This window comes from Hyalangium sp. (genome assembly GCF_035629615.1).
GTDB lineage: Bacteria > Myxococcota > Myxococcia > Myxococcales > Myxococcaceae > Hyalangium.
Genome location: NZ_DASPHO010000551.1, coordinates 1 through 13,264, shown reverse-complemented (window position 1 = coordinate 13,264; position 13,264 = coordinate 1). Strand labels below are relative to the sequence as shown.

Sequence of the window (13,264 nt, the reverse complement as noted above, 5' to 3'; positions counted from 1 at the left end):
TGCCCGTGATGGACGACGATCACCGGGTGGTATGGCTCCCCCTCGCGCCCATCTCCCAGCTCTGGACGGGCTCGGCGGTGGCCCCCGACTTCTCCCGCGCTCCCCTGCCAGAGTACGAGCCCTTCTTCATCCTGCTCGAGGCCACAGCCGCTGAGTTCTGTAACGCCACGGGTCGTCCCCAGCGCGACAGGGAGTTTGAGCGCCTCTACCGGCACCTGCGGCGGCGCCCTGACAGCACGGACGCCAACCCCCTGTTCTCCTATCTGCGTGCCGCCGCGCGCCTCTACCTCTCCCTGCGTGACGTAAGCCGCGCCGAGTTCGAGGCCGTGGCGGACCGGCTCTACCGCTCGGCGAGGACCTTCGCGACGCGGATCGACAGCACGAACTACCACCACTTCGTGCTCGAGGAGTTCTTCCACCCCACCGGCCCGGTCCCCGCCTCGGACGAGCTTGGAGGTGCGCCGTGAGCGAGTACCAGTACTACGAGTTCCGAGCCGTGGACCGGCCCCTCACGGACAAGGAGCAGGCCGAGCTTCGAGCGCTCTCCACTCGGGCGGAGATCTCCGCCTATCACTTCTCCAACGTCTACCACTGGGGCAACTTCAAGGGCTCCCCGGACGAGATGGTGGAGCGGTACTTCGACGCCCACCTCTATGTGACGAACTGGGGCGTCCGCCGCCTCATGCTCCGTCTGCCCATGCGGCTCTTCGACGCAGAGCGTGCCAGCCCGTTCCTGGAGGGGGAGCTCCCTGCCCTGCAGACGACGGGAGACAAGGTCATCCTCACTTTCGAGCTCGACGAGGCCTGGTCGGACGAGCTCGTCCAAGGAGAAGGGTGGCTCGCGTCCCTGCTGCCTCTGCGTCAGGAGCTCCTCTCAGGAGATCTGCGCGCCCTCTACCTCGGCTGGCTGGCGGGAGTTGCGTTCGGGAGGGTGGGAGCGGATGAAGAGGAGCCGCCTGTCCCCGCGGGGTTGGGTGCTCTCTCCGCCGCGCTCACCGCGCTTGCTGACTTCCTGCTCATTCCTCCGGAGCTGCTCGAGGTGGCTGCCCAGGCCAGTGCGGCCTTGGAGGAGCCGGCGCCACGCGCGGAGCTGGAGGCGTGGATTCACGGATTGCCCGCTCCCGAGAAAGACGCACTCCTGCTGCGGCTGGTCGACACGGCCGGAGCTGCCCCGGCACCGGAGCTGCTCCATCGCTTCCAGGAAGGACGGGCGCGCGAGACGGCGAAGGCCCCCGCCTCTCGGAGGACGGTGGGGGAGCTGCTCCGGGCCGCGGTGGCGCTCCAGCAGGCACGGGAGCGGCAGGAAAAGGAGCGCCAGGTCGCGACCCGCGAGAAGGAACTGGAGGCGCTCGCGGCCCGCGAGCCTACCGCTTGGAAGCAGGTGGACGAGCTCTTCGCCACCCGGCGTCCCAAGGATCACGCGGCTGGTGTCCAGCTCCTCGTGGGCCTCCGAGAGGTCGCACGGCGGAGAGGCACGGAGGCCCAGTTCTCCCGCAGGCTGAGCCAGCTCCGCGAGCGCAACGCTCGAAGAGCCGGGCTGATCTCTCGCATGGACAGGGAAGGCTTGAGCGCACCTTGAACCTCGTTCCGTCCAAGTCCTCCACTCGAAGTGCCGCGCGGGTGGCGCTGGAGCCGCTGCGGCGGTGGCTCACCCACGATGCCCTGTATGAGACGGCAGGCCCGCAGATGTACAGGCAGGGCCAGGCCTGTCTGGACCAGGACCGCGTCCCCTCCTTCGAGGCGCTGCCCGACCTCCTGCTGGGCCAGGTCCTCAACCGGCACGGCCAGCCTTACCGGGTCGCCATCTCGACCGACGCGGACGGCTTCTGTGCGGAGTGCGAGTGCCAGACCTTCTGGAGTCAGGGCTTCTGCAAGCACGCCGTCGCGCTTGGGCTGGCCTTCCTCCAGGCAGGGGGCTCTGTCTCGGAGCGGGCCCGGCCGCCGCCTCGGGTCGAGCGGCCTCAGAGCCCCGAGCACCTTCGGGAGTGGCTGGCGTCACACCACCTCTCCCATGCCGGTCGCATCCCCCTGGCGGTGGTGGAGCCCTTCCTGGGGCGGGGCTTCCACGACACTCCCGGCCTCTATGGACTGGCGCACCTGCCAGTCACCGCCCCGCTGGACGGGACGCTCGATCTGCGCCGCCACGTCCATGGGGCCACCACACAGCACCTCCTGCGGGAGGCCGTGTGGGCGTGGCTGGGTGCCGAGGTGGAACGTGTCCGGCGGGGACTCGAGCTCGAGCAGGAGCGTGCCACCGGGCCTCGGCCGCCTCCAACCGATGCGCGGCTGATCCCCTGGAGAGAGGCGCTCGAGAGAGCCCGGGCGCGGGTGCGCGAGCAGTCCGTTCCTCGCCTCCTGCCGGGCAAGCCCGACGTCACGGTGCGAGAGCGCCCACTGCTGCTCTTCGTGGAAGAGCCGGGAAGTCCCAGCTCCCACCTCACGGCGCAGGGCCCGCGGCCCGGCATGCTCCGGGTGCGCGTGTCGGTGGAGCCTCACGCGCTGCTGGATGAGCGGGGAGGACTGTCCTGCTGGTGCACGCCGGGAGGAGAGGCCCGCTGCGTCCATGCCCTGTCTGCCCTCGATACGCTGCTCGACATGCTTGGGGAGCCCGCGTGGGCCCCGTTCAATGCGCGGCTCGCGGAGCTGCTCTTCGAGCAGCCAGCCAAAGAGCTGCTCGCGGTCCTCGAGAAGGCCTCCTCCCTGGCGCACCCGCCGCCGCAACCCGCGGGGGGCGCGCGCCTCAGCTTCCGGCTCGAGGGCCTCGACGAGCGGCATCCCCGCCTGCGCCTCTACCTGCACAAGCCGCTGAAGAAGGGCGGCTTCTCCAAGGGAATGCCCGTGAGCTGGAGGGACAGGGAAGAGGCCCGTGCCTTGCTCTCGGATCCGCGTGAGCTGGAGGCGTTCGAGCTGTGTGAGCTCACCACCCGGCTCCCTTCCTACTCCAGCGATGGGTACTTCCTGCTGCTGCGGGCCCTGAAGCTGCTGGCGCATGGCTCCCGGCTCTTTGCCGCGTCCCGGCTGGACACGCCCCTACGGGTGAGGGAAGCGCCGCTCGGTCTCGCCTTCTCCGAGAGGGCCGCTGGCTTGATGGTCCACCCCTCCCTCGAGGGCGTCCCCGTTCCTCCCGGCAAGCTCCAGCCGCCCCCTGCTGGGACCGAGGTGCCGCTGCCATGGCTCTTCTTCGAGCCTGAGCTGCCGCGCCTGACCGTGATCAATGTCCCCCCGGGAGCGCGCGAGGTGCTCACCACGCTGAGGGAATATGGGACGTGGCTGCCGGAGCGGGTGCGCCCGGCGTTGCTGCACAACCTCACAGGGTTGGAGTCCGCCTGGTCCGTCTCCCTCCCCGAGTCGATGGAGGCCCGTCCCGTTTCTCCAGAGCCAGGATTCCTGCTGCGCCTGCGGCCCACGGGAGCGGAGGCGCTGGAGGGAGAGCTCCTCGTCCGTCCCTTGCCAGAAGCTCCGCCTCAGCGCCCGGGCGAGGGCCCGCCTCAGGTACGGGGCCTGCGCGACGGAGAGCGGGTGGTGGCACACCGCGATCTGGAGGCCGAGCGCGCCGAGGCCCTGGCGCTCCGCAAACGGCTGGGGGTACTGGCAACGGACAGCTCGGCGCACTTCCTCCTGGAGGAGCCGGATGCTGCCCTCGACTTCCTCGAGCGGCTCGAGCCCATGACGGGCCCGGGCCTACGCGTCGAGTGGGAGCAGCAGCAGCCCTGGAAGCTCTCCTACGCGCCGGACGCGCGGGGCCTGAGGGTGGACGTGCGCAGCAGGCGGGACTGGTTCGGCGTCGAAGGCGGCATGGAGGTAGACGGTGAGCGAGTGGAGCTGGCCGCGTTGCTGGAGGCCATGCGCCACCGCCGCCGCTTCGTGCGCTTGAGCCAGGAGCGCTGGCTGAAGCTCACCGAGGCGCTGCGAGAGCGGCTCACGCCCTTGGCGGATCTGGCACACCCCACCCGTGAAGGGTTGGAGGTGAGCAAGGCCGCGGCGCCGGTGTTGGATGCGCTGGCCGAGGCAGGCGTGGAGGTGCACGCCCCGCTCGACTGGCGCCGCCTCGCCACCCGTATCCGCAAGGCGCGGATGCGCGACATTCCTCTACCCGAGGGGCTGAAGGCCGAGCTGCGCGACTACCAGCGAGAGGGCTTTCAATGGATGGCACGGCTCGCGGAGTGGGGGGGAGGAGCATGCCTGGCCGATGACATGGGGCTGGGCAAGACGCTGCAGACCCTCGCGCTGCTGCTGCACCGCGCGAAGGCCGGGCCCGCGCTCGTGGTGGCCCCTACCTCTGTCTGCTTCAACTGGGCGCTCGAGGCCGCGCGCTTCGCCCCCTCCCTGCGAGTGAAGTCCTACCGCGAGGCGGACCGGGAGCGCCTCCTCCAGGAGCTGAAGGCGGGAGAGGTGCTGCTGATCAGCTACGGGCTCCTGGTCCGCGACGCAGAGCGCCTCGGCCGGGTCGCCTTCGGCACCCTCGTCGTGGACGAGGCCCAGACAGCGAAGAACCCGGACACGGCGCGCGCGAAGGCGCTCCGCGGGCTCCAGGCCGAGGCGCGGGTGGCGCTCACGGGCACGCCTGTGGAGAACCGACTCTCGGAGCTGTGGAGCCTTTTCCGCATCGTCTTCCCTGGGCTGCTGGGCAGCCGCGAGTCCTTCCGCAAGCGCTTCGCCGAGCCCATCGAGCGCGAGCGGGATCCCGCTGCTCGTGCCGCGCTCTCCCGGGTGCTGCGCCCCTTCCTCCTGCGCCGCACCAAGGCCGAGGTGGCGCGCGAGCTGCCTCCTCGCATCGAGACGGTCGTCCCCGTCGTGCTCTCGGAGGGGGAGCGCCGGCTGTATGAGCAGCTGCGGCTCTCCGCGCTCGCGCGTGTGGGCACCCAGGCCGACGAAGGGCAGCGCTTCGAGCTGTTGGCGGCCCTCACCCGGCTGCGGCAGCTGGCGTGCCATCCGCGACTGGGAGAACCCGACTCGACGTTGCCGTCCTCGAAGCTGGAGCGGCTGGTGGAGCGGGTGGAGGAGCTGCACGCCGAAGGTGGCCGGGCGCTCGTCTTCAGCCAGTTCGTCCAGCTCCTCGAGCTGGCGCGGGAGGCGCTGGAGGGGCGAGGCTTCTCCGTGCAGTACCTGGATGGGCAGACGCCGCCCGCTGAGCGCCAGGCGCGAGTGGAGGCTTTCCAGCGCGGTGAGGGAGAAGTCTTCCTGATCTCGCTGAAGGCGGGAGGGACCGGGTTGAACCTCACCGCGGCCGACCACGTCATCCACCTGGATCCGTGGTGGAACCCGGCCGTGGAAGATCAAGCCACCGATCGTGCGCACCGCATCGGGCAGACCCGGCCCGTCACCGTGTCCCGGCTCGTGTCACAGGGGACGATTGAGGAAGCCATCCTCGCGCTCCACGCCGAGAAGCGGGAGCTGGCCTCGAGCCTGCTCTCCGAAGCCGATGGCGCCTCCGCGCTCTCCCCCGAGCAGCTCCTGGCCCTGCTGCGCTTCAGCTCCGGCCAGGAGGGAGAGCCCGGTCCCCAGCCATAGCTGCCCTCCCCACACCCGACGCAAGAGGACAAGCCATCGAGTGCGACTCCTGGGAATATGCAGGCTGCTTGCAGGTTTGGGCACGCTTGTCAGCCAAGGGAGGGGTAGATGCACCGTCAGCAGTGGCTCATCGTAGGTCTGGCGCTCCTGGCAGGCTCGGTCGCAGGGGCGCAGGGCCGGCCGGGTGCGGGCATCGAGGCCCGGACGCTGAAGAACGGGCTGAAGGTCATCGTCTGGCCGGACCAGGACATCCCCAACGTGGCCCTCTTCAACTTCTTCCGCGTCGGCAGCCGCAACGAGCGCCCTGGCATCACCGGCCTGTCCCACTTCTTCGAGCACATGATGTTCAACGGCGCGAAGAAGTACGGCCCGGGCCAGTTCGACGCCGTGATGGAGGCCGCGGGCGGCAGCAACAACGCCACCACCTCCGAGGACGCCACCATCTATATGGACTGGTTCCCGAGCTCGGCGCTGGAGACGATCTTCGATCTGGAGGGGGACCGGCTGGCGCACCTCTCCTTCGATCCGAAGATCATCGAGAGTGAGCGGGGGGTCGTCTACTCCGAGCGACGCTCGTCTGTGGACAACGACAACATGGGGGCGCTGATGGAGCAGGTGCAGGCGACAGCCTTCGTCGCGCACCCGTACCAGGTACCCGTCATCGGCTGGCCCTCGGACATCGAGTCCTGGCGCATGGAGGATCTGCAGCGCTTCTTCCAGACGTACTACGCGCCCAACAACGCCACACTGGTGGTGGTGGGCGCGGTGACGCCCGCGGAGGTCTTCGCGCTGGCGGAGAAGCACCTGGGGCCCCTGCGCTCGCAGCCGTCGCCCGAGCCGGTGCGCACGAAGGAGCCTGAGCAGCAGGGAGAGAAGCGCGTGCGGGTGCGTCGGATGGCGCAGGCCCCACTGCTCCAGGTGGCCTACCACGGAGTGGACGCCAAGGATCCGGACCTGCCAGCGCTGGAGCTGCTGTTGAACATCCTGGCGGACGGAGACTCCTCGCGGCTCCACCGGCGGCTGGTGGAGGAGGAGCGGGTGGCCATCCGAGCGAGCAGCGTCTTCAACACCACCTTCGATCCGTCCCTGGTGTGGTTCATGGTGGACCTGCCGCCGGGCGGGGACGTGGAGCGCGCGGAGAAGGTGCTCGGCGAGGAGCTGGAGAAGGTTCGCGCCCAGGGCGTCACGGACGCGGAGTTGCGCAAGGCGAAGAACCTCACCGTGGCGAACTTCTGGCGCGGGCTGGAGACCAACAGCCGCCGGGCGCAGCTGCTCGGGACCTATGAGGTCTTCCACGGCGACTGGCGCAAGCTGTTCGAGGCGCCGGCGCGCTACGAGCAGGTGACGCGTGAGCAGCTCCGTAAGGTGGCGGGGCGCATCCTCGAGCCTGCCCGCCGCACCGTCGGAGTACTGTCACCCATGGAGGAAGCACTGGCTCCGGCTGGCAAGGAGGCGGGACGATGAGCGGCAAGGCGGGCAGAGTCGGCAAGCTGGCGCTGGCGGTGCTGCTGGCAACGACCGTGGCGGGAGCGCAGGGTACGAGGCCCGCAGAGCCGGCGAAGCCTGGGACTCCACGGGGTGTGCAGCTCCCCAAGGCGACGGTAATCGAGCTGAAGAATGGAGCTCGGCTCATCCTGGCGGAGAAGCGGGATGTCCCGCTCGTCTCCTTCAGCGCATGGCTGCGCGGTGGAGCGCTGGGCGCACCTCAGGGCAAGGAGGGCCTGGCGTGGCTCACCGGGGAGCTGTTGCTCAAGGGCGCGGGGAAGCGGGATGCCCGGCAGTTTGCCGAGGCCGTGGACGGCGCCGGGGCCGAGCTCAACGTGACCGCGATGCGCGAGGCGCTGCTGGTGGACGGGCAGTTCCTGGCGCGGGACACCGCGCTCATGGTGGAGCTGCTCTCGGATGTGCTGATGCGGCCGCGCTTCGAGCCCGGTGAGTTCGACAAGATGCGGGACCGGAGGGTGTCCGAGCTCGCCGCCGCGAAGGATGGAGATCCGCGGGGCCTCATGGGCCTCTACTTCCTCGCCTTCCACTTCGCGGGCCACCCCTATGGCAGGCCGGTGATTGGCAGCGAGACCTCGCTCTCCACCCTGACGCGTGAGGACGTGCAGTCATATGCCAAGGCCCAGCTGGGCGGGGACCGTCTCATCCTCTCGGTGGTAGGGGACTTCGACGTGAAGCAGCTCGCCAGCCGGCTGGAGGCCGCGCTCGGAGGTTGGACCCGTGCAGAGGCTCCCGCCCCTGTGGCGCCGCCCACCTCCGTCGCGAACGGCCGGCGCGTGCTGCTGGTGGACAAGCCGGATGCCACCCAGACGTACTTCTGGTTCGGCAACACGGGCATCGCGCGCAACGACCCGGACCGGGTCGACGTGACGCTGGCCAACACGCTGCTCGGGGGCCGCTTCACCTCGCTGCTCAACACGGAGCTGCGCGTCAAGACAGGCTTGAGCTACGGCGCCAACTCGACAGTGCTGCGCGAGACACAGCCGGGGGTGGTGTCGATCTCCTCGTATACGAAGACGGAGTCCACCGGCCGGGCCCTTGACCTGGCGCTGGAGGTGCTCACCCGCTACCGGCGCGAGGGCATGGATGACGCGGCGCTCGCCTCCACCAAGGCCTTCGTCCTGGGCCAGTTCCCGAACTCGCTGGAGACAAGCGCGCAGATCGCCATGAAGCTGTCAGAGCTGGCCTTCTATGGGCTCGATGCCAAGGACGTGGACGGCTTTGCCAGCGACGTGATGGGTGCCAGCCGAGAGCGCATCCGCCAGGTGACGCAGCGCGTGATGCCGGCCCCGGAGCACCTGACCCTCGTCCTCATAGGCAAGGCATCCGCCATCCGCGACGTCGCGCGCCGCTATGGCCCCGTGACGGAGATGAAGCTCTCCGACAAGAGCTTCTCGCCTGCGCCCGCACCCAAGCGCTGACGCTTCATTTGCGAGCGGCCCGCTCCTTCGCCTGTGCGCCGTGGCGGGCCATGCACCGCTGGAAGCGCTGATCCACCGAGCGCGCGAACCAGGCGGTGGTGAGCTCCCGGCTCAGCTTCGGGCTGCGGAGGGTGACGGCGGGCAGCTGGGCGTACTCCGGGCGCTTCCCCGCTACCCGCTCGTAGGCCTTCTTCACGGCGTGCCAGGTCTCCGTCTCCTCGAAGTCCCGCTGCTTCTCCTTCCGCACGTCTCTGCGCACCTGGCGCTCACTCACCTCCGGCGCATGGCGGGCCCGGAAGGCCAGCAGCGCCGTCAGGGTGCGGCTGTCCTCGTTCCGGGGCTCGCCCTCGGCGTCATAGAGGAGCAGATCTCCATCCAGCGCCAGGGGGAGCCGGGTCAGCTCGCTCACCTGCGCCTGGAGCGCCGCGTTACGCGAGGAGTAGAGGCCCACGTTGTAGTCCGCGAAGCGGTAGATCGGCTGGGCATAGGCGGCCTCGTACCCGAGCAGCCGCGCCGTGCCGTAGCGCACGCCTCCGGCTCGCGTGTACAGCTCCTCGCGCACCTCCGCCTCCGGACGATCCTCGTCGTTCTGCTCCCGCGCGTAGCGCACGCTCACCTGCATGGAGCCGGCGGTGGTGATCGGATTGAGCTCCTCCAGGCTCTGCAAGCTGAACAGCTCGCTGGCCAGATCCGCCGCCGTGTACACCGCTGGGTACTGCTGCTCGTAGGCCTGCAGCAGCTCACGGAAGAGCCGGTCCAGATCCCGCTCCGTCCGCACGGCCTTGAGGCGGGCCTCGAAGGACTGGGACTGGCCGGGGGCCCGGTGGTGCAGCAGCGCCTCCAGCGCCTTGCGCCCCACCACTCCCAGCTTCCCGGCGTAGGCCTCCAGCCGCTTGCGCACGATGCGCGGCAGCTCCTTCACCACGGGGTTGGCCTGGAACCCGGACTCCTGCTCGATGACGGCGAGCACCTCGCACACGGGCTCCGCCGAGGGGTGCACCTGCCGCGCCTCCAGCGCCGACAGCACCTCCTGCCCCCAGCCCTCCCGCTCCTTCACGTGCGGCGGAATCAGCCGCGCCACCTCCACCAGGGAGAGCCGGGGAGGCAGCGGCGCGGAGCCCTCCGAGCCCCGGAGACCCCGCGTACCGCAGCTCGTGAGCACCAAGAGGAGGCTTGCTGCAAGAAGCACTCCCTCCAGTGGAGATAGAAACTTCATCCCGTGCTGTCCGTCCGAGTGAGTCCTGAAACACTCTTTTTCGCGCGAGCTCTGTGGCGGGTCGTAACCACCCCGGAGTCCATCCCCGCCGCTTAACGGTCTGGGAGTGCTGGAGAATTCCCAAAAGCCTTAACCCGTATACGCAGTGAGAGCCGATTAATACGTCATTGTTTTAATTGCCGCTCAAATTGTTAGAACTTACTTCCGAAAAAAAGAAGTTGCTCTGATGTTTACCCGCATGTCACGAAACACCTGCCTTTCCCCCGAGGAGGTAGTGCGTTTGAGCAATAAAATCCTGAGGACGTTCTGTGCGGCATGGCTGGGTCTCGCCTTGACCGCGTGTGGCACCACTGATGAGCAGCCGGTGGGCGCCGATGACGTGATGACCCTGGCCGGTGAGAAGGACGGCTCGGACATCCAGCAGGCGCTGAGCGCCATCAATGGAGCTACGGTTGTAGGGACGCACGAGGACAGCATTCCCTCCTTCATCCGGGGCAACCTGGGTCAGGCCTCGGGCTCTGCGATGGGGCTGGCGGCGGCCGACGCGAAGTCGACCGTGCAGACCGCGCTGAGCAGCATCGCTCCGATCTTCCGCCTGCGCGCGGAGGACCTGGTGTTCAAGCGCGCGTCGGTGGACCAGGCCGGCCACCAGCACCTGCGCTTCAGCCAGACGAAGGCGGGGCTGCCCGTCGTCGGCGGCGGTGAGCTCATCCTCCACGTGGACAAGGCGGGCAACGTCTACGCCGCCAACGGCGACGCCCGTGACGCGCAGGGCATGAACCTGGCTCTTCCCCGGGCGCAGATCGCCCCCGAGGCCGCTGCCGTGGCGGCCCGCAACGGGACGCAGGCGCTGAACAAGGAGGCCAAGGCCGAGCGCATGGTGTACGCGCGCACCGCCAACGGCCAGCTCGTGCTGTCGCACGAGGTGCGGGTCATGGGCATGATGGCGGACGGCCTCCCGGTGGAGGACCTGGTGTACGTGAACGCCATCAACGGCTCGATCGCGCTGCGCGCTCCGCGCGTCTACACGGTGCTCAACCGCGCGGTGTACAGCGCCAACGGCGGCACCTCGCTGCCCGGCACGCTCAAGCGCTCCGAGGGCCAGGCTGCGATCGGTGACTCCCACGTCGACATGAACTACGACCGCCTGGGGGCCACCTACAACTGCTACAAGACGCTGTTCAACCGCGACTCTTTCAACAACGCGGGCGCGCAGCTGAAGAGCACCGTGCACTACGGCAACAAGTACGTGAACGCGTACTGGAACAGCTCGCAGATGGTGTACGGCGATGGCGATGGCGTGAACTCCATCGAGCTGGGCAAGGACGCGGACGTCACCACGCACGAGCTGACCCACGCGGTGACGGAGTACGAGTCCGACCTCACCTACTCGGGCCAGTCCGGCGGTCTCAACGAGGCCATGTCCGACATCTTCGGCGCCGTCTGCGAGAGCTGGGAGCGCGGCTGGGCCACGGACGCGGACGTGTGGAAGGTGGGCGAGGACGTGTGGACCCCGGGCACCGCGGGTGACGCGCTCCGCTACCTGAACGACCCGAAGAGGGACGGCTCCTCGAACGAGCACTTCGCCGACTACACCTCGGGCACGGATGTGCACTACAGCTCCGGTATCGCCAACCTGGCATTCTACCTGCTGTCGCAGGGCGGCACGCACCCGCGTGGCCGGACCACCATCAACGTGACGGGCATCGGCGTCGAGAAGGCCGCGCGCATCTTCTACAAGGCCAACACCGACATCTTCACGGCGTCCACCACCTTCGCGCAGGCGAAGACGGGCACGGAGCAGGCCGCCACGCAGCTCGGCTACACCACGGCGGAGATCGCCTCAGTGACGGCGGCGTGGGAGGCTGTGGGCGTGGGCGGCTCGACGCCTCCTCCGACGGGCTGCACCACCACCGTCGTGCTGAGCAACGGCGTGACGGTCACCGGCGTCCAGGCGGCCACGGGCGCGTGGTCCTGCACCTACACGCTGGCGGTGCCTACGGGCCAGACCAGCCTGTCGTTCGCCCTCAGCGGCGGCACGGGTGACGGCGACATGTACGTGAAGTTCGGCGCCGCGCCGACCACCACCACGTACGACTGCCGCCCGTACACCAGCGGCAACAACGAGACGTGCAACTTCACCAACCCGGCGGCGGGCACCTGGTACGTGAAGGTGAATGCCTACTCCGCGTTCTCAGGCGCCAGCCTGAAGGGCACCTACGCCGGCGGCAGCGGTGGCACCACGCTGACCAACGGTGTGGAGACGGCGGCGTACTCGGGTGCGGCATCCAGCATGCGGTGCTGGACGCTCAACGTGCCGGCTGGCAAGACGCAGGTGGTCTTCAACCAGGTGGGCAAGTCGGGCACCACGGGTGACGCGGATCTGTACGTCCGCTTCAACGCAGTGCCGACGACGACCTCCTACAACTGCCGCCCGTACCTGAGCGGCAGCACCGAGACGTGCACCATCGCCAACCCGAGTGCGGGTGTCTGGCATGCGTGCTCGCGCGGCTACAGCGCCTATACCAACGTGACGATGAAGGGCACCCACCCGTAATCGCGCACGCTTGAGCTGAAGCGACACGCCTGGGGGCTCCGCGCCCCCGGGCGTTGTCGTTTTCGGAGTTCTTCACCCGCGCTTCTCCATGAGGGGCGCGCCGAGGCTGCTCAGCGGCGGACCTCGATGTCGCGTGCGATGCTGTCGCCGCCGACGAGATCGAAGGAGGCGCGCACGGAGGTGCCCTCCTCGAGCTGTCGCAGCGGCACTCTCTCCCCTCTGCGCACTCCGCGGCTGCGCTTGTCGATGCGGAGCTGGTACACATTGCCCTCGGTGTCCCGCAGGTGAAGCGTGCCTGGGTCCACGCGGGTGACCCGGCCATCCACGGTACCGGTGGCAATGACCACGCGATCGAGGGGCACCGAGTCATTTTGACGGGCCGCGCGCGCCGCCTTGGCCGCACCCTCGTGCCAGGCCTCGTCCTCACGCGCCTGGACCGCCTCGGAGCCGATCATCACCCGGCCCTCGGTCACCTCTTGCGTCGCGCCGGACTCGGTGACCGTCGTGCCAGCCCGCTGCGGTGTCGCTGGCGCCGGCTGAGGCGCAGGGGTCGAGGCGGGCGCATTCGCCCGGGTGCTCGTGCCAGCCTGGGCATGGGCGGCCACAGGACTCTGGGCCGAAGCCATGGGCTGCTGAGCCGCAGTGCCCGTGACAGGGGCCGTGCTCACTCGCTCTTGCGAGGCGTTCGCGCCTGGCCGCACGGGAGCGGGTGCCCTCGCGGAGACGGGCGCTGCCTGCTCCGGGCTCTCGCGCTCCCTGCACCCTGAGAGCAGCGCGCAAACCCCCACCATTCCCATCCACGCCCAACGACGCCCCATCCGCGGCCTCCCCCCATGTGGGAAAACAGGTTCCTTGCTGCTCCCAATTGCAAGCACCGCGCCCAGGAGCGGATCCTGGAAGAGAGCGCGTCGTCCTTTCATCAGGAGACATTGCCGGGCCGCGGTGTCAGGCCTGTGGGCCGCGCCAGGGGGGAGGCGCCTGGCGACGCTGGGGATCCCGTGGAAAGAGTTTCCCACCATTCGTGGGGAAGGAGTTTCCCACCCGCCGTGGAGAAGT

At 69.1% G+C, this 13,264-nt stretch carries 8 protein-coding genes; 6 read left to right on the top strand and 2 right to left on the bottom strand.

What is annotated here, in order from left to right; translation table 11 throughout:
* The 5 genes from VD972_RS28035 to VD972_RS28015 all read left to right on the top strand — a co-directional run.
* Nucleotides 1-467 (top strand): hypothetical protein (locus VD972_RS28035; RefSeq protein ID WP_324991818.1); only part of this gene is annotated, 467 nt, incomplete at its 5' end.
* On the top strand, nucleotides 464-1,579 hold the full coding sequence (locus tag VD972_RS28030) for a hypothetical protein (protein ID WP_324991817.1): 1,116 nt from the start codon (nucleotides 464-466) through the stop codon (nucleotides 1,577-1,579). The genes VD972_RS28035 and VD972_RS28030, both read left to right, overlap by 4 nt.
* Nucleotides 1,576-5,511, top strand: coding sequence for a DEAD/DEAH box helicase (locus VD972_RS28025; RefSeq protein WP_324991816.1), 3,936 nt, complete (start codon nucleotides 1,576-1,578; stop codon nucleotides 5,509-5,511). Before VD972_RS28030 ends, VD972_RS28025 begins: the two co-directional genes overlap by 4 nt.
* Nucleotides 5,512-5,619: 108 nt before the next feature.
* Nucleotides 5,620-6,975: a pitrilysin family protein gene (locus tag VD972_RS28020; RefSeq protein ID WP_324991815.1), complete on the top strand. Its 1,356-nt coding sequence runs from the start codon at nucleotides 5,620-5,622 to the stop codon at nucleotides 6,973-6,975.
* Nucleotides 6,972-8,435, top strand: coding sequence for a pitrilysin family protein (locus VD972_RS28015; RefSeq protein ID WP_324991814.1), 1,464 nt, complete (start codon nucleotides 6,972-6,974; stop codon nucleotides 8,433-8,435). Before VD972_RS28020 ends, VD972_RS28015 begins: the two co-directional genes overlap by 4 nt.
* A 4-nt stretch (nucleotides 8,436-8,439) precedes the next feature.
* On the opposite strand, the gene VD972_RS28010 is transcribed toward VD972_RS28015, so the two are convergent.
* Nucleotides 8,440-9,624 (bottom strand): DUF1615 family protein, encoded by a 1,185-nt coding sequence (locus VD972_RS28010; protein ID WP_324991813.1) that lies wholly within the window; start codon nucleotides 9,622-9,624, stop codon nucleotides 8,440-8,442.
* A gap of 307 nt (nucleotides 9,625-9,931) precedes the next feature.
* On the opposite strand from VD972_RS28010, the gene VD972_RS28005 reads away from it, so the two are divergent.
* A complete protein-coding gene (locus VD972_RS28005; RefSeq protein ID WP_324991812.1) occupies nucleotides 9,932-12,208 on the top strand; it encodes a M4 family metallopeptidase in 2,277 nt (758 codons plus the stop codon).
* A gap of 110 nt (nucleotides 12,209-12,318) precedes the next feature.
* Here the strand turns inward: VD972_RS28005 and VD972_RS28000 are convergent, their stop codons facing one another.
* On the bottom strand, nucleotides 12,319-12,876 hold the full coding sequence (locus tag VD972_RS28000) for a hypothetical protein (protein ID WP_324991811.1): 558 nt from the start codon (nucleotides 12,874-12,876) through the stop codon (nucleotides 12,319-12,321).
* Nucleotides 12,877-13,264: the final 388 nt, after the last annotated feature.